General features: G+C 49.6%; 23 protein-coding genes. 13 read left to right on the plus strand and 10 right to left on the minus strand.

All coding sequences use genetic code 11. The features are described from left to right. Nucleotides 1-64 precede the first annotated feature (64 nt). Nucleotides 65-2821, minus strand: a complete 2757-nt coding sequence (locus ACO05E_RS13515; protein WP_419813468.1) for a DUF349 domain-containing protein — start codon at nt 2819-2821, stop codon at nt 65-67. Nucleotides 2822-3004: 183 nt separating this feature from the next. On the opposite strand from ACO05E_RS13515, the gene ACO05E_RS13520 reads away from it, so the two are divergent. Beyond that, nucleotides 3005-3955 carry an alpha/beta fold hydrolase gene (locus ACO05E_RS13520; protein WP_419813469.1) on the plus strand — a complete coding sequence of 317 codons (951 nt, stop codon included), beginning with the start codon at nt 3005-3007 and terminating at the stop codon, nt 3953-3955. Between the two features lie 64 nt (nt 3956-4019). Continuing rightward, a complete protein-coding gene (sbcB, locus tag ACO05E_RS13525) occupies nt 4020-5462 on the plus strand; it encodes an exodeoxyribonuclease I (protein ID WP_419813470.1) in 1443 nt (480 codons plus the stop codon). Here the strand turns inward: sbcB and ACO05E_RS13530 are convergent. From ACO05E_RS13530 to ACO05E_RS13550, 5 genes are all read right to left on the minus strand, one after another. Next, entirely contained in the window at nt 5456-6478 is a 1023-nt protein-coding gene (locus tag ACO05E_RS13530) for an AraC family transcriptional regulator (RefSeq protein WP_419813471.1), read from the minus strand. The genes sbcB and ACO05E_RS13530 overlap by 7 nt on opposite strands. A 62-nt stretch (nt 6479-6540) precedes the next feature. Beyond that, a complete protein-coding gene (locus ACO05E_RS13535; RefSeq protein ID WP_419813472.1) occupies nt 6541-7515 on the minus strand; it encodes a diguanylate cyclase in 975 nt (324 codons plus the stop codon). Between the two features lie 3 nt (nt 7516-7518). Beyond that, nucleotides 7519-8142 carry a histidine kinase gene (locus ACO05E_RS13540; protein WP_255859611.1) on the minus strand — a complete coding sequence of 208 codons (624 nt, stop codon included), beginning with the start codon at nt 8140-8142 and terminating at the stop codon, nt 7519-7521. Between the two features lies 1 nt (nt 8143). Further along, nucleotides 8144-8533, minus strand: coding sequence for a response regulator (locus ACO05E_RS13545; protein ID WP_419813473.1), 390 nt, complete (start codon nt 8531-8533; stop codon nt 8144-8146). Between the two features lie 90 nt (nt 8534-8623). Further along, complete coding sequence (locus ACO05E_RS13550) at nt 8624-9496, minus strand: acyl-CoA thioesterase (RefSeq protein ID WP_419813474.1); 873 nt, start codon at nt 9494-9496, stop codon at nt 8624-8626. Between the two features lie 184 nt (nt 9497-9680). Here ACO05E_RS13550 and ACO05E_RS13555 point away from each other — a divergent pair, with 184 nt between their 5' ends. The 4 genes from ACO05E_RS13555 (at nt 9681) to ACO05E_RS13570 (ending at nt 13273) form a co-directional block, all read left to right on the plus strand. Continuing rightward, entirely contained in the window at nt 9681-10190 is a 510-nt protein-coding gene (locus ACO05E_RS13555) for a PaaI family thioesterase (protein ID WP_419813475.1), read from the plus strand. After that, a complete protein-coding gene (locus ACO05E_RS13560; protein WP_419813476.1) occupies nt 10187-10657 on the plus strand; it encodes a PaaI family thioesterase in 471 nt (156 codons plus the stop codon). Before ACO05E_RS13555 ends, ACO05E_RS13560 begins: the two co-directional genes overlap by 4 nt. A 135-nt stretch (nt 10658-10792) precedes the next feature. Beyond that, the gene (locus ACO05E_RS13565; RefSeq protein WP_419813477.1) at nt 10793-11830 is read left to right on the plus strand and encodes an aldo/keto reductase; all 1038 of its coding nucleotides are present in this window, start codon (nt 10793-10795) and stop codon (nt 11828-11830) included. Between the two features lie 84 nt (nt 11831-11914). Next, on the plus strand, nt 11915-13273 hold the full coding sequence (locus ACO05E_RS13570; RefSeq protein WP_419813478.1) for a deoxyguanosinetriphosphate triphosphohydrolase: 1359 nt from the start codon (nt 11915-11917) through the stop codon (nt 13271-13273). A 46-nt stretch (nt 13274-13319) separates the two neighbouring features. On the opposite strand, the gene ACO05E_RS13575 is transcribed toward ACO05E_RS13570, so the two are convergent. The 3 genes from ACO05E_RS13575 to ACO05E_RS13585 all read right to left on the minus strand — a co-directional run bounded on the left by ACO05E_RS13575 (nt 13320) and on the right by ACO05E_RS13585 (nt 18073). Continuing rightward, nucleotides 13320-15386: a methyl-accepting chemotaxis protein gene (locus tag ACO05E_RS13575; RefSeq protein WP_419813479.1), complete on the minus strand. Its 2067-nt coding sequence runs from the start codon at nt 15384-15386 to the stop codon at nt 13320-13322. A gap of 46 nt (nt 15387-15432) precedes the next feature. Next, nucleotides 15433-17010, minus strand: a complete 1578-nt coding sequence (locus ACO05E_RS13580) for an ABC transporter substrate-binding protein (protein ID WP_419813480.1) — start codon at nt 17008-17010, stop codon at nt 15433-15435. Nucleotides 17011-17104: 94 nt separating this feature from the next. After that, nucleotides 17105-18073, minus strand: a complete 969-nt coding sequence (locus ACO05E_RS13585) for an alpha/beta fold hydrolase (RefSeq protein WP_419813481.1) — start codon at nt 18071-18073, stop codon at nt 17105-17107. A 120-nt stretch (nt 18074-18193) separates the two neighbouring features. Here ACO05E_RS13585 and lepB point away from each other — a divergent pair, with 120 nt between their 5' ends. From lepB to ACO05E_RS13620, 7 genes are all read left to right on the plus strand, one after another. After that, entirely contained in the window at nt 18194-19024 is an 831-nt protein-coding gene (gene lepB, locus ACO05E_RS13590) for a signal peptidase I (RefSeq protein ID WP_419813482.1), read from the plus strand. A gap of 58 nt (nt 19025-19082) precedes the next feature. Beyond that, nucleotides 19083-19256: a hypothetical protein gene (locus ACO05E_RS13595; RefSeq protein ID WP_419813483.1), complete on the plus strand. Its 174-nt coding sequence runs from the start codon at nt 19083-19085 to the stop codon at nt 19254-19256. A 119-nt stretch (nt 19257-19375) separates the two neighbouring features. After that, nucleotides 19376-19732, plus strand: a complete 357-nt coding sequence (locus ACO05E_RS13600; protein ID WP_419813484.1) for a glutaredoxin family protein — start codon at nt 19376-19378, stop codon at nt 19730-19732. An 80-nt stretch (nt 19733-19812) separates the two neighbouring features. Continuing rightward, the gene (locus ACO05E_RS13605) at nt 19813-20784 is read left to right on the plus strand and encodes a YheT family hydrolase (protein WP_419813485.1); all 972 of its coding nucleotides are present in this window, start codon (nt 19813-19815) and stop codon (nt 20782-20784) included. A gap of 204 nt (nt 20785-20988) precedes the next feature. Next, complete coding sequence (locus ACO05E_RS13610) at nt 20989-23151, plus strand: M6 family metalloprotease domain-containing protein (protein ID WP_419813486.1); 2163 nt, start codon at nt 20989-20991, stop codon at nt 23149-23151. Between the two features lie 33 nt (nt 23152-23184). Further along, the gene (gene rrtA, locus ACO05E_RS13615) at nt 23185-23778 is read left to right on the plus strand and encodes a rhombosortase (protein ID WP_419813487.1); all 594 of its coding nucleotides are present in this window, start codon (nt 23185-23187) and stop codon (nt 23776-23778) included. Then, nucleotides 23775-24320 (plus strand): NUDIX domain-containing protein, encoded by a 546-nt coding sequence (locus ACO05E_RS13620; protein ID WP_419813488.1) that lies wholly within the window; start codon nt 23775-23777, stop codon nt 24318-24320. The genes rrtA and ACO05E_RS13620 overlap by 4 nt, the downstream gene beginning before the upstream one ends. Nucleotides 24321-24336: 16 nt before the next feature. Here ACO05E_RS13620 and ACO05E_RS13625 read toward each other — a convergent pair whose 3' ends face one another. Further along, the gene (locus ACO05E_RS13625; protein WP_419813489.1) at nt 24337-25380 is read right to left on the minus strand and encodes an AraC family transcriptional regulator ligand-binding domain-containing protein; all 1044 of its coding nucleotides are present in this window, start codon (nt 25378-25380) and stop codon (nt 24337-24339) included. Nucleotides 25381-25581 lie beyond the last annotated feature (201 nt).

The following is a 25581-nucleotide window of genomic DNA, read 5'->3' on the forward strand; positions in this document are numbered from 1 at the left end:
ATAAAAAATGCCGCATGTCGTTGACGACATACGGCATTTTTTATTTTTACCTGAAACCGGTTTATTAGAGGCTGGCTTTTAATGCTTCAATAAAGCGCGTATTTAATGCGGCATCTGCGGTATTAACCACCTCTAACCATTGCTCAACCAGTTGTTGGCGTTCGGCATCTTTACCAAGGCCCTGGCCTAATCCCTGAGCCAGTTTCTGCACCTGCAATTCCATACGGCGGCCTTTATCAGCTTCTGGTGACTCAATATCTGCCAGCACTTCCAGCGAAATCACAATAGCCTGGGCGTCGTTGTTGTTTGTGTTGTCAGGTTGAGTCAGTTCACCTTTCAAGGCCTGTTCAAACAGGGTAGCGTTATAGCCAGCCGGTAACTCGGCGGCGGCTGCAAAGGCATCGTTATCCTGTGTCGCAATCGCCTGTAAACGATCAATCAGGCCGTTCCAGCGAGCACGCTCTTTTGCTTGTTTTATGGTTTGTTGCTGGCTTTGCAGCGCGTTGTCGATGCCTTGTAATTGTTTAACCAAGCGCTGGTGAGCGCTGCGCGGTAATTCAATCGCAGAGAATTGCTGGCGCAGTTCTGCCAGCTGGTTTTGCGCCTCGTTAACTGCGGCGGCATCGGTGTATGTGTTGTCAGCTAGCGCCTGAGCTTGTGCAACCAGACTTTCTGCCTGAGTGACGGCATCGTTAATCTGAGCTTTGCGTTGCGCTTTTTCACTGTCTAAGCGGGAGAAGACGCCGTCACAGGCCGTGCGGAATTGTTTCCACAATTTCTGATCCGGGTTGCGTGGCGTTACACCAATGTTTTTCCATTCCTGTTGCAGTGATTTCACACGATCAATGGCCGCCGACAGGTCTTCCTGCTCAACCAGCGCTTCGGCTTGTGTCACCAACTCGGCCTTGGCCGCGAGGTTACGGTCGTATTCTTGTTTTAAATGGGCATAAATGGCGTCGCAGGCATCCTGGAAGGCTTTTTGAGTGTCTTTATGCGCAGCACGATCAACCGGTGAGTAACTGCGGAAGGCTTCGCGCGCAGCATCCAGTGTTTTTTGTACGACTTTCCAGTCGGCGCTTTGCCAATCCAGTTGCTGTTCGTAGCTGATTAATTCAGCGGTTAATGCCTGACGAGCGGCCACAAATTGCTGGCGTTTTTCTGCCAGTTGGGCGAAATATTCACGGCATGGCTCAAATGCTTTATCACCCGCCGCCTGAAAGCGCTGCCACAGATCGCGGTCTGGCTGAGCACTGCCCAGTGTTTTCCACTCTTCCTGTAATTCATGAATTTTATCGGCCAGTACATCGGCACTGATGTCGGCATCAACTAGCGCTTCCATCGCGGTACACAGGGCTTCTTTTTTCGGAGTAATGGCATACCCCTGCCAGTCGCGCATTTCGTTCAGCTGCGCATTTAAGCTTTTTGCTTTGCGTTGCTGATCCTGGCTGACTTTGTTATCGACCTGACGCAGATTTTGTTGCACCTGCTGATTCAGTTTGCTGGCGTCTTTGGCATGGCCTTCAGCCAAAGCCTGTTCCAGTTTAGCCAGCTGTTCATCAATGGTTTGCAGACGGCTTTTTTGTTGTTTTGCCATCTCATCCAATGCGGCATTAGCCTGATCCAGTTTTTCCTGAATCTGACTGACCCAGCCTGGCTGTTGTACATTGTCTTGAGCCTTCAGCGGCCAGTGCAATTGTTTTTGCCACTGTTGTGCTTGTTTTTGGGTGTTGGTCAGGCCACGTAAATCCGTTGCCAATGGCTTCGCCAGCCATTCATTCAGCTCGTCTTGTTTTTCTGCAAAGTGGCTGAGTGCAGTTTGAATGGCGAATAACTGCTGTAATTGATTTTCAAACTGACGGTTTTCTTCCGCGCTGGCTTTGTGGGCCTGATTGGCATCACGCCAGTTGGCTTCCAGCGTTTCAATTTGCTGATGCAACTGCTGAATACCTTCGGCATCTGGGCGCGTAGCCAGGGTATCGGCTAACAGGGTTTCCAGTGTTTGCAGTAACCCGGCCTGTTGCGATTGCGCTTGTTGTGCTGCTTGTTGCTGCTGCGCCTGACGGGCTTCTTCTTCAGCGTGTTGCGTTAAGGTGGCTTGTGCCTGATCTAGCTGCTGTTGCATGGCTGTTTGCAGCTCGCTGGATGCCTGCTCACTCAGCGTTTGCCACTCTTTGCTGATCACCTGATAGCGGCCATTAAACTCCGGGTTATAACCCAGGCGGTTTAACTGCTCGGCATTGGCCAGCAGAGTCTGAATACGGGTTTGCAGTGCTTGTTGCGCATCACGCTCGGCTTTGCTGGCATTCAGGCGGTCTTTACACAACCGATATACCGCTTTGTCTTTGCCCTGAGCATAAGCCATCAGTTGTTGCAGTTTATCGCTGTCGTTGATGCCTTCGGCGGCTGCCAGTCGCACCTTGGCAACCGGGTTGTTCATCGCCAGCTGCAGGCGCTCGTTCTGATCGGTGATGCGTGATACCGCTTCCAGACGTTGCTGCTGATCGTTGGTTAACGAGGCAATACGGATCAGCGTCTGGTTATCGTGGATGGCGGATAATGACTGCTGGCCGTTCAACAAACGCTCCAGCCAGGTTTGGCGAGCCGTGTCACGTACATCCTGATGGTTATGCGACAGCAGCTTCTCCAGCTCCTGTTCAGACTGCACCTGAGCGACCGCCAGCTGGCGCAGTTCAGCAACGGATTCGGCCTGAATAAAGGTGATACGTTGTTCGTCGGTTTTCAGATCGGTGATGGCCTGACGGCGTACATCCGGGTTCGCGTGTTGCCACTTGGGCTTAAAAAACTTGCTCAGTAAAGCCATCAAACAGATTCCGTTACAGGTGTCACAAAAATGCGCCACATTTTACAGAGGCGTGACGAAAGGGAAAGGGGCAGATCATCGGCAAGGAAGTGGCAGAGCAGGCATACACACATCGCCAATGAAATATGCTAGAGTCGCTGCTCTATTTGCTCACCCATTAAAAATAATAAGACTGAGGCTTATATGAAAACCATCCGATTTGTGATGCTGCTGAGCAGTGCCATGCTGGCCATAACGTTGCTGAGCGGTTGCGCGTCGATGGGCGTTGGCTCGCGTCCACTGTCTGAACTGACCCAAAACTACGCCAATAATGAATCGCAGTTTTTAGCGGTTGATGATCTGGTGATTCACTACCGCGACGAAGGCTTAAAGAATGGCCCGGTGCTGGTGTTACTGCACGGTGTGGCGTCGTCACTGCATACCTGGGATGGCTGGGTCGAGCAGCTGGGCGATCGCTATCGTATTATCCGTATCGACTTGCCTGCCCATGGTCTGACGGGCCCCGACCCGGAGCTGGATCGTTATGAAATCAATTATATGGTCGATAAGTTGGATAAGTTCCTGAACCGGCTGAACATTGATGAAATGTATCTGGCGGGCAATTCGCTGGGAGGCTATATCTCCTGGAATTATGCGTTGCACCGGCCAGACCGGGTGAAAAAGCTGGTTCTGATCGACTCCGCCGGTTACCCACAAGACATGCCTTTTATCATGAGTTTTACCGCCACGCCGGTGATTGGTGAAATCAGCACATTAGTATTCCCACGCTTTATGCTGGCTAGCAATCTTGAAGAAGCCTACGGCGATGATGACAAAGTCAGCGACGAACTGGTGAAGCGTTATCACGACTTAACACTGCGCCCGGGGAATCGTGAAGGCCTGGTGGCGGTGTTCCGTACCATGGCTGAGCAGAGTGAGAATCCGAACCTGGCTGACCGGGTAAAAGAACTGCAACCGCCGGTTTTATTGATGTGGGGCGAAGAAGATCTGTGGGTACCTCTTGAGATTATGGAGAAATTCCGTGAAGATCTGCCATCCGCTCAGGTAGTTACTTATGAAGGTGTTGGTCATATGCCAATGGAAGAGCTGCCGGTGCAAAGTGCCCGGGATGCTTCTGGCTTCCTGCTGCAATAAATGATCAAACAACAGGTGCATCCCATCATGCGGTGTACCTGTTAAACCTCAGAGGAAAAACCCGGTGAGCAGTATCGTCTGGTACGACTATGAAACATTTGGTGCCAGCCCCGCCTGGGACCGTCCGGCACAATTTGCCGCCATTCGCACCGATGAAAATCTGAACGAAATAGAAGCGCCGATTGAGCTGTTCTGCAAGCCCTCTGATGACTACCTGCCGCATCCTCAGGCGGTATTAATTACCGGCATCACCCCACAAGACTGCCAGCAAAAAGGCATTCCGGAAACCGACTTTATTCGCCAGATTAACGAGGTGTTCAGTGTGCCTGGCACTTGCAGTGCCGGTTATAACAGCATCCGTTTCGACGATGAAGTCACACGTTATAGCCTGTACCGTAACTTTTATGACCCTTATGCCCGTGAATGGCAGGGTGGTAACAGCCGCTGGGATTTACTCGATGTGGTGCGTTGTGCTTATGCTTTGCGCCCGGATGGTATCGAGTGGCCCAAACACGAAGATGGTCGTACCAGTTTTAAACTGGAACATTTAACCGCGGCCAATGGCCTTGATCATGGCAGTGCTCACGATGCGGTATCGGATGTGCGTGCCACCATTGCACTGGCACGACTGGTCAAAGAAAAACAACCTAAGTTATTCGATTATTTATTTCATCAACGCAGCAAACAACGTATTGCTGAACTGATTGATGTACAAAACCATAAACCTCTGATGCATGTGTCGGGCATGTTTCCGGTAGAGCAGGGGTGTATGGCGGTGGTGGTGCCTTTGTGCTGGCACCCAAGCAATAAAAACAGCGTGATTGTGTACGATTTACATCAGGACCCAACGCCACTGTTTGAGTTAACCCCGGAGCAGATTCAGCAACGGGTATTTGTGAAAAATGATGAACTCCCCGAAGGTGTTACCCGCTTACCACTAAAAGAAATTCATATTAATAAATCCCCGGTACTGGCTCCGGCAAAAACCTTAACGCCGGATCAGGCTGAACGCTGGAATTTATCCGGTGATACATTACGCCAGCACCTGGGGCTGATTAAAAATGGCGCAGATTTAACCGCAAAATTGCATCAGGTATTTTCCGGTAAGGAATTTGCGGCTGCTAAAGATGTGGATGCACGTTTATACGATGGCTTTTTCTCGGCTCAGGATAAGAGCGCGATGAACGATCTGCACCGGTTATCCGATTGGGATTTAGCCGACTGGCCAGCCCCTTTTGCGGATGCCCGTGGTGAAGAAATGTTGTTCCGTTATCGTGCCCGAAATTACCCGGATACGCTGAATGAAGATGAACGCGAACGCTGGGAGCAACACCGCCAGGCACGCTTATTACAAGGTATTCCCGATTCACCATTATTAAATTACGAACAGTTCGCGCGTGAATTACAACAAGCAGCACAACAGGTGATGGATGATCCGGTTAAATTGCAGTGGGTTCAGGATCTGCAGCTGTATGCCGAGTCGATTTACCCGTATAGCGATTATTGATGTTTTTCAGCTAATTTATTAGCCCGATATTCACCCGGGGTCATGCCATGCCATTTGCGGAAGGCGCGGTGAAAGGTGCTGGCTTCGGTAAAGCCCAGGCGCTCGGCAATATCACGAATGCTGGCATCGGGTTGTGCCAGCATCAGGCTGGCTTCTTCCATACGGCATTCATCTTTTAATTTCTGATATGAGGTTTGTTCATCACTTAAGCGGCGACGCAGGGTGGCACCGGAGACCGTGAGTAATTCGGCGGCATCGTTCAGCGATGGCAAATCTTCCATCGCATATTGGCGAAACAACTGACGCAAGCGCCCGGTCATGCTCTCGTGCGGATTCGGGCGAGCTAGAAAATCAGCCGGTGAGGTCTGTAAAAATGCATACAGCGAAGCCGGTGTCTGACTCACGGGCAGGGACAACACCCGGGTTGGGATTTGCAGGTAAGTTTCGTTTTGAGAAAACTTAACCGGGGTGGCAAACAGCACCTGATACAGTTCAGCGTGTAGCGGTGGTGGGTAACTGCAATTAACCGATAACAGCGGAATGCCCTGACCGACCAGCCAGCTGAAGAGCCGGTGCCAGATGGCTAATAAGGATTCACATAAAAAATGATCGGGGTCGTATTCCGGGCGATGTTCGATATAGATATTGCTGAGGCGTTTGCCTTTTTCCAGACGGATATTCGGAGCGCCATCAAATAACGCATAAAACGCCTGAGCGCGATGCAGGGCATGCTCCAGCGACGAGCAGTTAATGATGGCTTTGCACATCATACTGAAGGTGCCAAAGTGTGAGCGTACCGGAGCCAGCCCCATAAATTCATCGTCACAGCGACGCCAGATGCAGGAGAGTAGACGGGCGTAATCATCGCCGTTAATGGCGTATTGCCCGGAATTTAATTCCTCCGGGTCAAGACCCGCACTGAGCCAGAGGTCCCGACGGTTAAACCCCAGAGATTCAACACCGCGCAACGGTGCTTCGATAAAGGCAACAGGAATGGTAGGGCGGGGTGATGACATGGGTGACCAATTTGCGAACAACTTAGTCTAAATTGTCAGCGAAAAGGTCACTCAAATCAAGGTCAGGATTTACGCATGCTGGGGTGGTAGAGGGTGGTTTGATTACCGCCTTGTTGTTTGGCATGTAGCAGTGCTTTATTCGCCGCCAGTAGCCAGTCGGTTTCGGTACTGAAATCCGCATCAAAGGCGGCCAGGCCAATGCTGGTGGTAATCTGAATCGGCTGATCTCCCTGGCGTACAATCAAGCCGTGAATAATGGTGCGGATGCGCTCGGCAAATTCCATGGCACTTTGGGCATCCGTATCCACCAGTAATACCGCAAATAAATCGCCACCAAAGCGACACGGTAAATCAGTTTGGCGCATGGTTTGTTGCAGTGAATCCGAAACGGTTTTTAACACCCGATCGCCTACCCGGTGACCATGTTGAGCATTGATGGCAGCCAGATTATCAATATCAAAAATAGCGATGCTGGATGGGTTACCCGAGCGTTTGCAACGTGCATGTTCACGCCGTACATCCTGCTCCCAGATCACCCGGTTGGGCAGTTCGGTCAGCTGGTCGACACTGTTCAGTTCCAGTAACGACTCATTGGCTGAGCGGGCATCTTCATGGTTCACCGCGACATCGGTCACGTCGTAAACAATGATGCAGATATGATCGACGGTTTTATCCACCGACTCCAGCGGGATAATGCTGGTGTTCTGATACATCATCGCAGTGCGCCCGGTAATTGGCCGGTAATTTTTGAATTTAAATAAATAAGGGCGCTGTTCCCAAATGGTGAAGGTACGGGTTTTTAGCTGAAAAACCGCTTCGGACTTTTGTTTAAACCAGTCTTGAGGAATTTCCGGGCATAGCTGAAATAAATTCTGATCTTTGGCATTTTGTGGGCTGACACCGCTGTGGCTTTCCATAAAGCCATTCCATAACTGGATGTTGTAGTTACGATCCAGCACCACCAGGCCGACATCGATATTCTGCAGAATATCCATTAACCAGTGAATGTCACCTATTCCGATATTGGCGTCGCTCATAAATTAATCCAGCAAAAAGTCGATCACGTTGTTGAGTTTTTCAACGGAATCTTCAGTGAATAACAGTAATAAATCACAGTCGATATTGACGTGTTCAAGGGTGTAGTGAATCTCAATGGCAAGGGTTTTGGTCCACTGATGATTACCACTTTTGAGAATATCGCTGGCCAGGCAATGTTGCCCTAACACCACCGGGTGTCCCTGATTAAAGTGGATTTCCAGTTGCTCACCAATGCCTTGAATACAGGCGCCGATTAATAACGAGCTGACGTCCATCAGCAATTCCAGCTCGGCTTCACGATCAAGGGCTTCTGGATTGTTCATGCCCGGATAATTCATCAGGGTGGCTAAATCAGCGAAGCTGGTGTCGTTGAACAGCAGCATGGCTTCACCAGCAATCCCGGCACCAATAAATCCCTGGCATACAGCGGATACGGCGGCGTCTGCTTCAGCATCCTGAATCGCCATATGTAATTCGCTATTTTCAATCAGATTCACTTTTGGTACTGGTAAAACAACGTAGGCATCCAGCAAACGAGCCAGACGATCTGCCGCCTGGCCCATGGCCACATTGGTCAGTTCCTGATAACAATCGCGTTGATCTTCGTTTAACGAAACAGAACTCATATCAGGCCTCAGTCAGAATGCCGTATTCGGCCAGAACCGTGCGGGCTTTGTCGGCGTCAATGGGCTTTTTGATAAACGCCATGGCCCCCAGTTTACGTACACGCTCCTGAGCGTCCGGCTGAATATCGCCGGAAACCACCAGTACCATGGCCGGTAAATCTTCCTTGCGGATCACTTCCAGTACACCGTAGCCATCCAGATTCGGCATGGTCAGGTCGAGAAACACCACTTCGCCATTGCCCTTACGAATCTGCTCCAGGCCTTCCAGCCCGTCTCCGGCAAAGCTGACGTCGATGTCCCACTCCGGCGGCAAGGCACGTTTCATTTGTTTGCGTGCGAAACTCGAATCGTCGCAAATCAATACTTTGGTTTTTTTGGTTGGGGTCGTCATAGCGGGTTTACAGCAGAGTTAAAAAATCTCCTTAAGTAATAGTTGCCTGGAAGCAAATGAGCAAATAATCGATAACATTTTATTGCGCTTTTATTTCTTGTCGTAGACCGCGACTAACTGGCGACTCAGGGCCAGAAGCACGCCATCCTGAGTGGCGATACGCGCTTCGGTATGGGCATAACCATCGTGTGCCTGGCGAATGTCTGCCTCGTAATTCAGGTATTCATCCGCCGCAATCGGGCGTGGCAGCTGGCTCAGTGGTGTGACAATTTCCAGATTCCAGGTGACGCTGGCACAGGGCGCCATACGTTTCATTTTTTGCAGCACGGTAGGGGGCCAGGAATCAATCAGAGCGATCAGATGTTCATCCTGTAATGGCCCGCTCTGATCGCGAAAGCGCATCAGGCCGTGAATATGATTCACCTTGCTGTTACTAAACGGCAGCTGGCCATCGTGATAAATAAAATCAATGTGTTGCACAAACTCCGGGGTCAGGCCTTTGATATAAGGCAGTGGCTTGCCAGCTTCTGGCAAGCGCTGCTCCATGGCCGGATGTTTAACTTCAATATCGCTGTCGCGCTGGTGTCCAAAGCAGGCGGTGATCATGGTGGCTACTTTTTCATTCTGAACCAGCTCAGCCTGCCAGTGGGCAGTGGATTTGCCACTGCGGATTTCGCGGCTGCTCAGCGCCCCGGGTTGATCACTCAATAGTGGGCCACAAAAAGCGATATTTATTGAACGTAATAATCCTGTATCCGGGGCATCGAGATTAATCTTTTTTAATAACAGCGCCGCCGACATACCACCAAAAATAGTACGCCCCTGACCCCAGCTGGCGTCGATGGTAATCTCATTGCAGGATGTCTTAACACTGGCCAGATAATCATCCAGAGTGCGTTGCGTGGGGAGGATATTCGCTGTTTTGTGGTCGTTGTCAGCGGTTTTATTATCATTGCTCGCCATGGTGATCTTCCGTTAAATAAAAAGCAGTGTACGTGTTTGATCTTAGTGTCAGCAATGGTCTGAGAAAAAATGCTACTCAGCTGCAACAGTTTGGTCATTGTCTATCATGGCTGTTCGGGTATAAGTTCGTCTCCATTGAGTCAGCAATTGTCTGACTGTGACCGAAAACTACAGGAAGCGTGATATGACTGAGCTTTCAATCAAGACCCGGGCCGAGCGGTTTCTCGCCACATTACAACATGCGCAGGTATTGGGGTTAACCGTGGTAGCGGCAACGCCCGACAGCATTGTGATGCGTTTGCCTTATCAGCCTCAGGTTATCGGCGATCCGGATAGCGGCACTTTACACGGTGGCAGCCTGACGACATTGGTGGATACCGCCAGTGGTACCGCAGTATTTTCCGTGTTGCCCGGTTTTGAGTTATGCCCAACGTTGGATTTACGGCTGGATTATATGCAGGGTGCCCACTCAGACTGTGATTTATTGGCCGTTGCCCGGGTGGTGCGTGTTGCCAGTCAGGTAGTATTTACTGAGTGTCGGGTGTACGAATGTGAACACACGGCGGAGTATTCATCCGCCAGTGAGCCGGATGGCAATCTGATTGCGAAATGTTCGGCCACCTTTGTGCGGATTGGTGCGGAGATGACCCCGGCTGATTTTCGCGCCCGGATCGAGTTGGGAGAGCAGGCATGAGCCAGAACGACAAAAAAACTGCTGAAACCCTGAGCTTTGCCGAAACCCTGAGCTTTGCTCAGCAACATGGCGACTTTCAGCCGGTGGTTGACCGCATCCCGTATGCCGGATTAATTGGCCTGCAGTTTCAGCGTTTGGGTAACGATGTGTTATTTCACTTACCCAAAAACGATAACAATATCGGCAATCCGATTTTACCGGCGATCCATGGTGGTGTGATTGGGGGATTTATGGAGTTGTCGGCATCCTTGCACCTGATGATGAATATGGACTGTGCCACCATTCCGAAGATGATTGATTTCTCGCTGGATTATTTACGTGCCGGGCGGCATCAGGATACCTACGCGGAATGTCAGGTCTGGCGTCAGGGTAATCGGGTGGCCAACGTGGCTATTAATGCCTGGCAAACCTCACGAGAAAATCCGATAGCCACCGCGCGAGCGCATTTTTTATTGTCTCGTTCGTAGCAGTTTTTATTGTCACGTTCGTGACTGGGCTAATAACCTGGCTCGTAACCAGATTTGTCTTTGCCTTCTGACAGATCTGGTACTGACAGCAACTGCTGGCTAAAATCCACTTTTTTATCTGGCGGAGATCTGTCTGTGCAATACCGTAAGTTAGGACGTACCAACCTTGATGTCAGCCTGATTGGCCTGGGCACCATGACCTGGGGGAAACAAAATACCCAGGCCGAAGGTTTTGAGCAGATGGATTATGCCTTAGAGCGCGGGATTAATTTTTTTGATACCGCAGAAATGTACGCCATTCCGCCATCTCCTGATACTTTCGGCACTACCGAAAGCATTATTGGTAACTGGTTTCAGGCACGTGGCAGCCGTGACAAGGTTATTCTTGCCAGCAAAATTACTGGCCCGGGGTTAGCCTGGATTCGTGATGGCGACATCATTAATCGAGACAATGTGATTCGCGCGCTGGAAGACAGCCTGACACGCTTAAAAACCGATTATATCGATTTATATCAGATGCACTGGCCGAACCGCGGTTCCTACCACTTTGGCAAAACCTGGGGCTTTGCTCCGGAATTTGATGCGCAACAAGAGCAGGATAATTTTCTCGAAGTATTAACCACCTATCAGGATTTAATTCAGCAGGGCAAAATCCGGCACGTGGGTTTATCCAACGAAACTGCCTGGGGAATGCAGAAATGGCTGCAACTGGCCGATCAGCATAACCTGCCGCGTATGGCCAGCATCCAAAATGAATATTCACTGTTATGTCGTTATTTTGAGCCCGACTTAAGTGAAATTGCTTTGGCTGAAGACTGTGGTTTATTAGCCTGGTCACCACTTACTCGCGGTATTATCAGTGGTAAATATTTAAACGGAGCGCAGCCTGAAGGTGCTCGTTTAACCATTGAAACCCGGGCAGAACATCGCAATGGCCCACAATTAGATGCTGCGGTTCAACGCTATATGGCGCTGGCCCAGGAGCATGATTTGGATGTGTGTCAGATGGCACTGGCGTTTGTGAACAGCAAGTCTTTTGTCACCTCGAATCTGATTGGGGCAACTGATATGACACAATTAAAAACCAATATTGACTCAATTGATGTGACGTTATCGGCTGAGGTATTGGCGGGGATTGAAGCCATTCGTCGTGACTATCCTGCAGTGTTTTAAAGCACAGCATAATTCAACGGCGTTTTAATCTATTTACTGCGCCAGTGTGTTATGTTCAGCGTTGCCTTATCAAAAGGAATGACTATGAGCACAATGAACTGGCGTCAGCTGTTATCGCCTCTCCGTTTTGGAGAGCCTCAGGGCACACTGGCCGTTGAATTGGGGCGTTCTCCTTTCCATAAAGATTACGATCGTATTATTTTCTCCTCGGCGTTCCGGCGGCTGGATCGTAAAACACAGGTTCATCCGCTGTCGGAAAATGATCATGTTCACAGCCGTTTAACCCACAGTCTGGAAGTGGGTTGTGTTGGTCGCTCTTTAGGAACCCGGGTCGGTGAAGCATTGTTAAATCAATCACCCGCCAGCCAACTACCCAGCCATATTACTCCCGCCGATATTGGCGCCATGGTTCAGGCCGCGTGCTTAGCGCACGATATTGGCAATCCGCCGTATGGTCATACTGGCGAAGATGCTATCCGTCATTGGTTTCAGGAACCAGAAAATGCGCATTTTCTCGACGGTTTAAGCGACGCCGAACAACAGGACTTAAAAACCTTTGAGGGCAATGCGCAGGGTTTACGAATAGTCACCCAGGTGGAATATCATCGCTTTCAGGGTGGAATGCGACTTACGTATGGGACGTTAGGCGCGTTTCTTAAATACCCGTGGACGTCGGATTATGTTGCCCGTGGTGAGCGCAAAAAATTTGGCTGTTATCAAACGGAGTTACCAATTTTACGGGAACTGGCCAATACCTTAGGTCTGATTCAGACTGGCCCAAATGCCTGGTGTCGTCACCCATTGGTGTATTTATTAGAAGCGGCAGACGATATTTGTTATGGCCTGATTGATCTTGAAGATGGCATCGAAATGGGGTTGCTGCGTTATCAGGAAGTAGAAGACTTGTTGCGTCCTTTGTTGGCTGACGATTGGGCGGCCAACAGTATCGATCTGGATCAGGCCGATAACGACCGGCGGCGCTTGCAAATGTTGCGCGGGCAGGTGATGGAAGCCATGGTGAATGCTGTGAGTCAGGCCTTTGTGCGACAACAGGAGGCGTTATTAGCCGGTACTTTACGTGGTGATCTGGTCGAATATTGCCACGGCCCGGTGGCCGATGTGGTGCAGGCGGCTAAAGATCTGGCACGGCAGCGTATTTTTAAAGACAGTCGGAAATTATCGGTCGAAATTGGCTCGTATTCGACCTTGGGTATTTTGTTAGAAGCGTTTTTAACAGCGGTGCGGGAACACAAAGAATCCGGCCAGGCGACGTTCCGTAATCAGCGTATTCTGGAATTAATGGGGAAATCGGCACCTAAACCCGACTGGAGTTTGTATCAGTCGTATATGCGTGCGATCGATTATATCTCAGGTATGACCGATAACTATGCGGCGGAATTAGCCCGGCAATTTTCAGGTTATCAGCCGCCGCAACGGGGCTGATAACTTGCCAGGTATTTTCTTAAAACGAATTATTTTCTCAAAGTACTTATTTCCTTAAAGTAAACTTGGCCACAATTTCCTGCAAACCATTGGAGAAAGACGCCAGCGCCTGGGCTACTTCCTGCCCTTGGTGGGCATTTTCTGAAGTCAGTTTATTCATGTCGGCAATTTTAATCAGGTTTTCATTCACTTCACTGACAGCACCGGATTGTTCAATCGACGCGCGGGAAATATCGCCCATAATCACCGATACCTGCTCAACCGACTCAACAATAGCCGACAGGCTTTCTGCCGAGGTTTGAGTAATTTCCGACCCAACCTGAGTTTTCTCAACCACAATTTTTACCAGCTCGGCGGTTTCATTCGCCGCTTGGGTACTTTGTGAGGCCAGTGTCCGGACTTCATCAGCAACCACGGCAAAACCACGGCCAGCTTCGCCAGCACGGGCGGCTTCAATGGCGGCATTTAATGCCAGCAAGTTGGTTTGTTCGGCAATCCCTTCAATTGCTACCAGAATGGAGGAAATATTATCGGTGGCGGCTTTAATATCTTCCATCGCCATCACCGCTTTACCCACCTGCTTTTTACCTTCGATGGCTGATTTTGCTGCTGCAACACCCAGGTTATCGGCTTCAGTAGTACGTTCGGCGGTATTGTCTGTCACCTTGCCCACTTCTAATAACGATACCGAAATGGATTCCAGCGCCTGTTGTGATTCATCGGAGTTGGCCGACATATGATCACTGGAAGAAAGGATTTTATTACTCTGCTCAACCAGGTTATTGGTATAACCACGGATATTATTAATGATGCCGGTCAGCCCTTCATTGGTTTTAATTAACGCGTGGCTGATTACGTCACTATTGTCTTGTGGCGTGACTTGTTGAGTTAAGTCACCTTCAGCAATATTTTTTAATCCCCGCACTAACACGTCATCCAGATAGCTGGCCAGTCTATCGAGGGATTTGGCCATCTGACCAATTTCATCGTTGCCACTGAGTTTAGGGCGCTGAGCGGTATGACCTAAGGCCAATTCATTCAGGAACTCGGTCATTTTGTTTACCGGTGAGGTAATGGATGCGCTAACGTACATCGCAACCAGTACAACAATGATGGCAGAAACCAGAGTGATGCCAATAATAATACTGGAGATATCACTCACGGCAGAAAACGCTTCTTTCTGGCTGATTTCTGACAAAAGTGCCCAGGTACTGTCTCCGAAGCGGATTGGGGTGTACGCCGTTAACACATCGGCACCAAGGTAACTGCGAGAGACAATAGTGCCTTGTTGGTTATTTAACGCGTTAACAATGGCGTCACTGTTTGCCTGATTGCCCTGTGCAAATGAATTCACCACCGAAAATTTGCCTGGATTCAGGTAAGAGTCTGAGCGCATTTGATAGTCTGCACCAACCAGATAGTTCTCGCCGGTTTCACCCATGCCAGAGCGTTGTGCTGTGATGTTATTAATCATATCTCGGGACAGTTGCAGCACAATAACCGCCACCACTTCCTGTTTCAGGTTGAGTACTGGTGCGGCAATAAAAGCAACCGGCTCGTTATTCTGGAACGGATAACGCTGGTAATCCTGATATTGCTTTTGTTTGCTGCTAACTACCTTGTTCCAGATGCTTGCTAAGGGGTTGTTGGATACAGTTTTCAGGTTTAAGCCAAAGTCTTCATTTTTCTGGCTGCTGTAAATAACATGGCCACTGTCTGCAGTGATCACAAGCGCATCACTGTAGCCTTTGGTATCTGCAAAGCTTTTAATGGTATCGCCTTTATCAGCCCATAATTCCTGATACTCAAAGGTTGCGGTATTAATGCGCTGATCCGGCGTTGTTTCTTCGCGCTTTAAATACACTTTCGCTGCCCGGTAGAGTGATTTGACTTCATTGCTGTTAGCCAATAAATCAACATCCTGATCGGCATTGTTCAGGTAATTCTCAATCTGATTCTGCATCACATCACGGGTGCCGGTCAGCTGTGAGAAAACATACTCTTTTAATGAATCACTGGAAATATAAAAGGAAGTAATCCCAATAATCAGTGCCGGAATAATGCCGATGGCAATCAGAATACTCATCAGGCGATATTTTAATGAAGAAAACATGGTGTAGCCTATTTGTATCAATCTTAATTATTGAATTGGGTCGGTTTTATTTAACCGACCAGTGCTGATCGGTAATTTCTACTTCCCAGAGAGGGATGGTCGCCATTTTATAGGGGGTGAAATGCACTTCCTGATTAACCGCCATTACTTTTTTCGGCGCAGGTACAAACAACATATAAGCATTATCGTAAGCGCGTTGCATAATCTGGCGGATAGATTGTGTTGATGCCGGCGTATTCAGTGTCTCCGTCAGCATAGTATCGATGTAGGCATTCATAGTTGGGTCCGGAGAAATGGTGCTCCAGACACTGTCAGTTTTATAAACAAAAAAGGCAGACCATGGATGGTTGAAGTACCAGTCATCATCGCCCCACACCAACAGATCCCAGTCCATGGTATTTTTACCGGCATTGGTCGACAGCAGTTGTTCAAAAATAACGGTTTCATTGGAAGTGACTTCAAACTCAAGTTCGACACCCACTTTTCGTAAATCCCGGTCGATGGATTTCCACAGGAACATAAATCGCTCCTGAGTCAGTACTTTAAGTTTCAGACCTTTCAGGGTTTGTGTTAATTGCTGACGAATAGCTTTCGGGTTCTCAACCTCTGAGTAGGCTTTCAGCGACTGCGCTACCTTGCTGACCCCGGGAAAATTCGGAGAGGCCAGTGTTGGTTTACTTTCAGCAAAACCAAAAAATGAATTTTTAATAATCGCCTGTTGATCCAGCGCACGATTCAGAGCCTGGCGTATTTTTTTATCTTTTAATTTCGGGTTGCCGGTAATCATATTGATATGAATGGCAATATTGTCGTTGGAAGGACCACTGATCAGCTTTGAGTATGCCGAGGTCATTACTGATGCCACTTCGGTCACCGGAATTGGCATAATATCCAGCTGACCTTCGCTGTCCGTCACTTCTTCTAAGGCAATATCAGAATCCAGCTGGGTATAAACGGTTACTGTTTCAACGTTGATCTGGTCTTTGGCGTAATAGTTTGGGTTAGCGACCAGTACGGCTTTAGGGGTATTACGATCGCCTTCAATATAGCCTTCTTTAAGAATATAAGGGCCGGTGGCGTAAGGGCCGGGTTCTGCCAGATTCGGGCAGGTTGCTTTGCCATTCCAGCCGAATTTTTTCAGGTAGTCGGTTGTATAAAAATGCAGCCAGATCACATCATTGATAAACGAACCATATTTTCCTTTTAAATGAAAACGAACCGTATAGTCATCGATTTTTTCCGTTCTGTCGTAATACTCGTGAAATTTACTAAATAAAAACGGCGCTTTTTTAAAGTACGTCATATTTTCCAGCACGGCATCAGCATTAAACGGGCTGCCATCCTGAAACACCACGCCACGGCGTAACGAAAACTCATACTCTGTATCACTCAGCTGGCGGTAAGACGTCGCCAGATCATAATCCCAGTTTCTGTCGTTATTGGCGGGTTTCAGTAAGGCACCATTAATGGCATGAGAAACGTATAAGTACGGCAGACTGGGAACATACACCTTGATATGTGACCCCGGAGTGGGCGCCGCATTAGTATTGGATGCAACCAACAAGGCTAATAACAGAGGCTTTAATATGGATAGCAGGGGCGTTAAGCGCAAGAAAGAAACCATGACAATCTCATCAACAATTAATATCTGCGATTAACTGTAGCAGATCGTATGTGATTATCTGGTTATTTAATAAAAACTTGATCTCGGTAAAGAATTACACCGCTATTAGGTTGTTGGGCTGATTTTTCAGGTCATTTTGAGCGGCACGTTTTAATGTTCGTTTATGCCATTTTCGTTCTGACTTATTCAGGTGTTTAATCAGCATTTTACTTAGCTTTGGTACCAGAGCGGGTGGCAGGTCATGGCCCATTCCCTGAATAATTTTTAATTTGGCCTTACGAATGGCTGCCGCAGTATCAGCACCCATACGCGCTGGGATTAGTGGATCATCGGAACCATGAATCACAAGAGTCGGTACTTTGATTTTTTGCAGCAAATGACGACGATCTCCGGCGGCGGTAATCGCAACCAGCTGGCGTTTAAAGCCACACGGCGAACCGGCCCGGTCAAAACTGGTTTCTGCCAGCTGGCGTAATTCCATTTCATCCATCGGGTAGGCGGGAGAGCCAATCAGGCGGTTCATCCGCATGGTGTAACGAACGGATGCCTCGCGATTAAACGGCGTCGGCCGCTTGGCTAACTGCAGCAACACTTTCAGGTTGGGATCGGGTAACCCGGGTGCCCGGCCTGCTGACATAATCGACGTCAGGCTGCGTACCCGTTTGCGTTTGGTGGCGGCCAGAATCTGAGCGATCATGCCACCCATTGACGCGCCGATCAGGTGGGCGTTATCCAGTTGCAATTGGTCCAGCAGGGCCAGTACATCACGGCTCATATCATGCAGGGTATAGGGTACGTCGGCCTGACGCTGCATTTTTTGTTGCAGCCAGGTTTTTAACAGGCTGGGTGAGCCCTGATCATTCAGATGAGTCGAATCTCCGACATCACGATTATCAAAGCGCACCACATAATATCCGGCTCCTGCCAGTCGCTGGCACAGCTCATCAGGCCAGACCCGCATTTGGGCACCTAAGCCCATAATCAGAATGACAGCCGGATGCTGGCTCAGGCCAAAGGTTTCGTAGACGAGTTGGATACCATCAGGTGTCTGGAATTGAGTCATGGTCTTTTTATGGGTTAGCCGTTATCAGAAACTCAGTAATAAAGAGTCTAGCTGCTCGCGTAAAGAAGGTCAGGGGGTTAGAATGCCGGACTTTATTATGACTTGTTATAAGAAAACGCTATGGATATCGATTTTCCTCTGATTCTGATGATCGCCACCCTGGCTACCGGTCTGATTGCGCTGCTGGATGTTCTCTGGTTTAAGAAGCAACGTCTGGCCCGTGTCGCCGAGCTGGAAGAGCGTATGGCGACGGCCGATGAACTGGCAGCCGCTGAAAAAGAGCCCTTTATTATTGAACAAGGCAAATCCTTCTTCCCGGTTCTGGCAGTAGTGTTTGTATTGCGCTCCTTTATTGCCGAACCGTTTCAGATTCCATCTGGTTCGATGGAGCCAGGGCTGGTAAAAGGCGATTTTATTCTGGTCAGTAAATTCCATTATGGTCTGCGTATGCCGGTGTTTGGCAACACGCTGGTACCCATCGACCTGCCGGAACGAGGCGATGTGATGGTGTTTTTCCCGCCGAATGATCCACGCTACTTTATTAAACGTGTGATTGGTCTGCCGGGTGATACCATTGAATATCGTAACAAACAGCTGACCATCAATGGCAAACGCATCGATACTCAGGAGCTGGGTGGTGAGCCACCGTATAACCCACGTAAATATCTGGCGCAGGAATCACTGGATGCTGCTGATGCTCCAATTCAGTGGGTAGTGGGAGTGGATCGCCGCTCTAACCAAAAAGTGATCTGGGCTGGCCCGGAAGGGGAGTGGCAAGTTCCACAAGGCCATTATTTTATGATGGGCGATAACCGTGGTAACAGTCATGACAGTCGAGGCTGGGGTTTTGTGCCAGAAGAAAATATTGTTGGCAAAGCGGTAGCCGTTTGGATGCATTGGGAAAACTGGAGCGATATTCCGTCATTCAGCCGTAATAAATGGATCGACTGAACTACTCAGATGAACTACTCAGAGTTGCCTATACTCAAGGGTAAACAGGGAGCACTGTATGTTTACCACCAACTCCAGAGCTGCGCAGCAAGCGCGGCTCGCCCGTCAAGCCGCCAGCGGCGATCATAAAGCAGGCAAAAAACCGTGTAAGTTCTGTCAGCGCAGCCGCTGGTTGATGGTGATTACCATGCTGATTGTACTGACATCAGTTTCCATTCTGCATACTCCCTGATATGGAATTATTGAAAAAGGCAGAAAGGATAAAAATTTTCTGCCTTTTTAACCAATTGATACTGGATATTTAACGCCAACTGCCTAAAATGCCGCTCGTTCTGTTACGAGTGCTATTTCATGACACTGACCCGACAAGTAAAAGGTCTGGCGGCTGACTTTCTCGATCGTATGGTACCGGTTAAACCGTTGCAGCGATCGCAAGACGAGCAACATCGGCTGGATCGTGCGTCGCGTAAAATGCACCTGTATTTCTGCCGCACTTGTCCTTCCTCTATCGAAATCAAACGCCATTGTGAAAAACTCGGCCTGCGGGTGGTGGAAAAAGACGTGATTCGTGTTAACGCCTATCGCAATGAGCTGGTAAACGGTGGTGGCGCGCCGCGGGTTCCCTGTTTGCGTATCGACGACGAGCAGCAAGGCCGCTGGTTGTATAGCCGCGAAGCCATTCTGGACTATCTGAATCAGCGCTTCTGATTACGACCTTTCTGGCACTGCCTTCCTGATTGCTTTCTTGTTTACAATACACGCTGATTCTTTTGAGTGTATTGCCTGTTATGCCCCTGCTTACGTCTTCATACCGCCCACCCCGGGGCTTTGCCAACGGCTATGTTCAGAGCATTTATCCAACTTTATTCCGTAATCTTGATCTGCCTGGCCTGAAGCGCGAGCGGCTGGAGTTGGATGACGGTGATTTTCTTGACCTCGACTGGTCGCTTTGTCGCGAGGGTCGAACATCATCACTGGTTATTGTGTCGCATGGGCTGGAAGGCCACTCACGCCGACCTTATGTATTGGGAACTTTACGTCAGGCAAACCGCGAAGGGTTGGATGCGCTGGCGTGGAACTTCCGCAGCTGCAGTGGCGAACCCAATCGTTTGCCACGTATGTATCACAGCGGTGCGACAGACGATCTGCATCGTGTGGTCTGCCATGCGCTGCAGCAAGGCTATCAGCGCGTTCATCTGGTGGGGTTTTCGATGGGCGGTAACCTCAGCTTGTTATATGCCGGGCGTGATGCGCATATGCCGCAAGCGGTTGCTTCGGTCAGTGGCTTTTCAGTTCCCTGTGACTTAAAAGGCAGTGCTAACCAACTGGCAGGTCGCCGCAATCGTATCTTTATGTGGCGTTTTCTGCGTGACCTGCGGGTGAAGGTGGAACAAAAGGCGCAACGTTTTCCGGATCGGGTGTCCGCTGATGGTTACCCACAAATCCGCACATTCCGCCAGTTTGATGATCGTTATACGGCGCCGTTACATGGCTTTAAAGACGCTCTGGATTACTGGCAGCAGTCCAGCTGTTTGTCTTATTTATCACAGCTTAAGATTCCGGCGTTATTGGTGAATGCTGATAACGATCCGTTTTTATCGGCCGCTTGTTATCCCAGAGCCATGGCGCGCCAGCATGATTATCTGCATCTGGAAGTGCCTGACAGCGGTGGTCACGTTGGTTTTATTGAGCGCAGTACGGATCAGACCTACTGGATGGAAAAGCGAGCGCTGGCGTTTGTGAAACAGGTGGATGGTTAAAGTAACCAGAGTGTTAAAAAACGGTAACTTCGGGTTTCAGATGTATGGAGGTGATGAGCGTCAAAAACTCATCGTTCATTTTTTTGACGTGGCTGAATGATGCCTGAGTCACTTTTTTGCTTTGTTGTAGGTCTTTGTTAAAACGGGCTTTCAGTAAACAAAGGTTATCTACGCTTCAGATAGTGAAATATCGGAAGCGTGGTCATGTTTGTTGTTCTTCTTATCCTTGTTTTATTACTGCCACTGGGTGCTGAAGCATCCGTACAGCCACTGTCTCAGCGCGTACAGATTACTCTGTCCGATGGCCAACAGTGGTGGGTAACCACTCAGGGCAATCAGGATAACCTCTGGGTTGAAACCGATGAGGGCGAGCTGCTGGTTGAACAGCAAGGTTACTGGTTTTATGCCCAACGTGATGATCAGGGCCGGGTTATCTCCACCGGTGAAGCGGTTGTTGCTGGTGTTGTCGTTAAAAACCTGGCAACTAAAGACCTGCGAGCTCAGGCCCATTCACACACACTGTCACGCACTGTACAGCTGGCTCAGTCAGAGCGCACTCCTTATCGTTTTACCGCTGGCCAGTATCACCGTCAGCCGTTGCTGGTGGTTCGCGTTGCTTTTGCTGATCAGGATTTCCGTTACAGCGACGCCGAGATTGCCCAGCGTATGTTCTCCGGTGAAGACAGCGTCACCGGTTACTTCCTTGAAAATTCCTACGATAACTTCGAAGTGGCGGCGGTTAACGAAAACCATGGCGCACTCAATGACGGTATTGTTTCGGTACGTTTAAACCGTAATCACCCTGATTTTGGCAATAGTTTCAGCACTCAGAGTCAGACTCTTGCCCGGGATGCGTTAGCGGCTCTGCCTCAGGATCTGAATCTGGCCGCTTATGATCGTAACGGTGACAGCTGGCTGGACCCCAGCGAGCTGGCTATCGTCTTTATGGTGGCAGGTTATGAGCAGGCATTTGCTGGTGCAGGCACCAGCCATCCTCGCGTCTGGGCACACAAAAGCAGCTTGTCTCAGGGCCGCTACGGCTCTGTGAATATTGGTGAATATGCCATGTTTGGTGAGCGCCACCAGGATCACCAGGCGACCATTGGTATTATCTGTCATGAACTGGGTCACCTGTTGTTCGACCTGCCGGATTTGTACGACCGTGGGGGTCAGAGTGCAGGTGTTGGCCGCTGGGGCTTGATGGGATTAGGCGGCTGGAATTCATCTGCTGGCCACGCCGGTAATAAGCCAGCTCATATGCTGGGCTGGAGTAAAGAGCAGGTGGGCTTTGTACAGCCAAATCAGGCGCAAGAAGGTTTTTCCAGCGTGCGTTTACGGGCCTTATCAGAAGCGGCTGATGTACTGGAAGTCTCTCTGGATGCCTACCGTCATGGTCAGCGTTTATTGTTGGAACATCGCCGTTTAAGTGATTTTGATGCGGGCCTGCCTGGGGAAGGCATTCTGTTGACCCGCATTGATGACCGCGTGGGTTACGGCCCGTTAGGTGGCCAGAATGACGACGTTAACCATCAGCTGGTGGGTGTAGAAGAAGCCGATGGTGGTCACGACCTGGATAATAATCTGAATCGTGGGGATGCCAATGATGTCTTCAGTTCATCTGAAAACAGCGTGGTTTTTTCAGCCGTCAGCCCGGCGCCAAGCGCCGAAGATAATGCGGTTGAGTTAGTACGCCTGCAAGCTGGTCTGGTCGCCGACATTGATTTGCGCATCAGTAACGCTGTGTATGGCAACAATATTGGCCTGGATGAAGTGGGCCCTAATGCGTCGTATCGGGTAGCGGATAGCGCTGCTCAGATTGTTATCCGCTTGCCAATTGATGACGCGATCACGGCTCTGGATGGCGTGGACTGGTTTGCTTTAGAGAATGGTGTTGTTGATATTGCTTTGTTCGCAGACAACCCTCAGTCCGGTGGTGCAGCGCTGATGGCGCAGGCCAACTATTCGGTTAGCCGCGGCTGGAACCGTTTAATGTTTGCCCAACGGTTGGAAAACCAGGATTACGACGAAGTTTATTTGCAGCTGTCAGTCAGAAGTCAGTCCGGCAATCTGACTCTGGCCATTGATGCTCAGGGTAATGCCAGTGGTGATACTGTGATTGAGGTGGGTCAGGGGTATCAGGTCGCCAATTTTGATGTGCCTGCGCGCTTGTTGGTAATGGCAAACAATGCTCCGCTGTCGGCAGATTCTGCTATCAGTACTGGTGGCAATAGTGGCTCTGATGCGGGTGTTATTGCTCCGGCCGACGATGGTCAGAATGCCGCGTCCTCTTCCGGTGGCGGCGGTGGTGGTGCAATCGCACTCTGGATGTTGCTGTTGTGCTTGGTTCCACGTATTCGACGGTTATAATGCGGCGCTGACTTTTCTGCCAGAGGGCAAGTTGTGGTTGCCGTTCGCAATGTGACTCAGCGTTATGGATTGTATATTGCCAGCATTATATTGATGCTGGCGCTGGGGTTATTAGAGCCCTGGTCTTCCCGGTGGCTGGAGTTTGATCGAAGCCTGATCAATCAGGGGCAGTGGTGGCGTTTGTTTACCGCCAGCTGGGTCCATCTTTCTGACAACCATCTGTTGGGTAATACCGCTGGTATGGCACTGTTTGCCTATATTGCCGGCCCGTCTCTGAATAACCGCTTGGGTATCTTCCTGCTGGCCTGGTGCATCAGTGTTGTGGGGGTTGGTTTGTATCTGTATGCCGGCTATCTGCAACGTTATGTGGGTATGTCCGGTGCTCTGCATGGTTTATTACTGGTTGCCCCCTTTCTTTCACCGTATTACAGCCGCCGGATGGCCTGGTTGTTTTTGCTTGTTATTGTTGGCAAATGCCTATGGGAACAATCACCGTTTTATAATGATATGGCGCTGCTGGATTATATTGGCGGGCGGGTCGAAACCAATTCACATCTATTAGGAGCTATTTCCGGCATTGCGTTTCTGGCCGTTATGAAATGGAAGCAGCCGGCGGTATTTAAATGAAGCAGAATAATCCCTGGAAAGTGCAGCAGAAACGGCTGATTTACGATAATCCGTGGATTCATGTCGAAGAACATCAGGTGCTTAACCCAGCCGGAAAGCCGGGGATTTATGGTACGGTATCGTTTAAGAATCGTGCCGTTGCCATTGTTCCTCTGGCCGAGAACGGCGATACCTGGCTGGTGGGCCAGTATCGTTATCCGCTGGACCAATACCACTGGGAAATACCCATGGGCGGGGCGCCCCATCATGAAGCCCCTGAGCAATGTGCGTTACGTGAACTGAAGGAAGAAACCGGTTTGTTGGCAAAGCAGCTGCAGCCTTTGTGTCATCTGCACCTAAGTAATTCCATTACCGACGAAGAGGCATTCGCCTTTGTGGCAACCGATTTACAGCAGGGTGAGACGGAATTTGAAGAAACGGAAGTGATTACCGTGCGCCGTTTGCCCTTCTCGGACGCTTTGGCGATGGCACTATCCGGGGAAATCACCGACGCGGTCAGTGTCGCTGCATTACAACGAGTCCGCCTGCTGGGCATTGCCTGATAGTGACCAGTGCCCGTTAACCATTCACAACCATCAATGGCCCGGATTTATGCAGCTGGCGGTATTGGGCCGGGCTCTGATTAATTTCTTTGATAAAAATACGATCCAACGTACGGCGTCCGGATAAACCAATCTGTAATGCGATCTGTTCAATGCTGTCGTTGGAATTGACCAGTAAACGCTTAGCGGTATCGATGCGTACATCGGTAATAATCTGTTTCAGTGAGGTCTGTTCTTTATGCAGATGGCGGTTCAGAGTGCGGGCACTGATATGAAAATAGTCGGCCACTTCCTGCTGGTTAGCATTCAGGCGAATTTTACTCTGGCTTAATGCTTTGCGAATGCGCTCAGCTAAGGAGCCGGAGCGAGCCAGTTTGCGATAGCGCTCTTCAACTTCGCGCTTCATCATTTTCAGAATGTGTGGGTTGGTATTATGCAACCCTTCATCTAACCACTTGCTGTTAAAATGAATCGCACATTCGGGGTTATTAAATTCTACCTGAGCACGCCAGGCACGCTCGTATTGTGAGCGGTATTGCGTCGCCGGGAAGGGCAGGGTAATGGCATTAATCTGTAACTCGCTGCCGCATAGCTGGCGTAACCAGTTCAGCAATGTGCTGATAATCACTTCAGTACGGTGACGCTCCGTTGTGCGAATATAGTCTTCAGACACCGGCAGTTTAACTTTGATGGTGTTATCCCGGGTGCGGGTTACCTGAATTTCCAACTGATCACTGAGCAGTGGCGAAAACTTCTCCAGATAATACAGAGCCTCGCGCAGGGTGTTGCAGCATAAAAACAGATGCTGCAGCTGGCAGCTGCTATGGGTATTAAAACGATGTGCCGGCTGGACGCATAAGGATTCGTCGCGGCTGCTGTGGATCAGCTGGGTAATCATCTGATCAGCATCGGCCTTATTAATCAGGCTATCCGGGTCGCGCATTTGTTTGATAACACGTTGCAGTGCATCGTTATGCTCATGGGTCTCGTTAAAAAAGGCCGATCCGGTTGCTTCCAGCAAAGGTCTGATTAACGCTGTCGATAAATAGCCTTGTTCCATTTTAAACGCCTGATTTTTATTTTTAGGTGATATTTTACACCCGGTTAATCCTGTATATCCGGTGTTGGGTAACAGCATGTTCGCCATATTCATGGCACTGTTTATAACAACGGGAATTACGAGCAATGGTCATGCCATTGGTCAAAGTACACAATTGTCTGATTTTATCGCATGCCTGGGTGACAAAATTTGTCGGTTGTT

This window comes from Bacterioplanoides sp., from assembly GCF_965226395.1.
Taxonomy (GTDB): Bacteria; Pseudomonadota; Gammaproteobacteria; order Pseudomonadales; family Oceanobacteraceae; genus Bacterioplanoides.

Bases quoted from the DNA above. Each gene is read 5' to 3' on its own strand.
- ACO05E_RS13515 (WP_419813468.1), bottom strand. From the start codon at position 2,821: ATGGCTTTACTGAGCAAGTTTTTTAAGCCCAAGTGGCAACACGCGAAC.
- ACO05E_RS13520 (WP_419813469.1), top strand. From the start codon at position 3,005: ATGAAAACCATCCGATTTGTGATGCTGCTGAGCAGTGCCATGCTGGCC.
- ACO05E_RS13530 (WP_419813471.1), bottom strand. From the start codon at position 6,478: ATGTCATCACCCCGCCCTACCATTCCTGTTGCCTTTATCGAAGCACCG.
- ACO05E_RS13535 (WP_419813472.1), bottom strand. From the start codon at position 7,515: ATGAGCGACGCCAATATCGGAATAGGTGACATTCACTGGTTAATGGAT.
- ACO05E_RS13540 (WP_255859611.1), bottom strand. From the start codon at position 8,142: ATGAGTTCTGTTTCGTTAAACGAAGATCAACGCGATTGTTATCAGGAA.
- ACO05E_RS13545 (WP_419813473.1), bottom strand. From the start codon at position 8,533: ATGACGACCCCAACCAAAAAAACCAAAGTATTGATTTGCGACGATTCG.
- ACO05E_RS13550 (WP_419813474.1), bottom strand. From the start codon at position 9,496: ATGGCGAGCAATGATAATAAAACCGCTGACAACGACCACAAAACAGCG.
- ACO05E_RS13555 (WP_419813475.1), top strand. From the start codon at position 9,681: ATGACTGAGCTTTCAATCAAGACCCGGGCCGAGCGGTTTCTCGCCACA.
- ACO05E_RS13560 (WP_419813476.1), top strand. From the start codon at position 10,187: ATGAGCCAGAACGACAAAAAAACTGCTGAAACCCTGAGCTTTGCCGAA.
- ACO05E_RS13570 (WP_419813478.1), top strand. From the start codon at position 11,915: ATGAGCACAATGAACTGGCGTCAGCTGTTATCGCCTCTCCGTTTTGGA.
- ACO05E_RS13575 (WP_419813479.1), bottom strand. From the start codon at position 15,386: ATGTTTTCTTCATTAAAATATCGCCTGATGAGTATTCTGATTGCCATC.
- ACO05E_RS13580 (WP_419813480.1), bottom strand. From the start codon at position 17,010: ATGGTTTCTTTCTTGCGCTTAACGCCCCTGCTATCCATATTAAAGCCT.
- ACO05E_RS13585 (WP_419813481.1), bottom strand. From the start codon at position 18,073: ATGACTCAATTCCAGACACCTGATGGTATCCAACTCGTCTACGAAACC.
- lepB (WP_419813482.1), top strand. From the start codon at position 18,194: ATGGATATCGATTTTCCTCTGATTCTGATGATCGCCACCCTGGCTACC.
- ACO05E_RS13595 (WP_419813483.1), top strand. From the start codon at position 19,083: ATGTTTACCACCAACTCCAGAGCTGCGCAGCAAGCGCGGCTCGCCCGT.
- ACO05E_RS13600 (WP_419813484.1), top strand. From the start codon at position 19,376: ATGACACTGACCCGACAAGTAAAAGGTCTGGCGGCTGACTTTCTCGAT.
- ACO05E_RS13605 (WP_419813485.1), top strand. From the start codon at position 19,813: ATGCCCCTGCTTACGTCTTCATACCGCCCACCCCGGGGCTTTGCCAAC.
- ACO05E_RS13610 (WP_419813486.1), top strand. From the start codon at position 20,989: ATGTTTGTTGTTCTTCTTATCCTTGTTTTATTACTGCCACTGGGTGCT.
- ACO05E_RS13620 (WP_419813488.1), top strand. From the start codon at position 23,775: ATGAAGCAGAATAATCCCTGGAAAGTGCAGCAGAAACGGCTGATTTAC.
- ACO05E_RS13625 (WP_419813489.1), bottom strand. From the start codon at position 25,380: ATGGAACAAGGCTATTTATCGACAGCGTTAATCAGACCTTTGCTGGAA.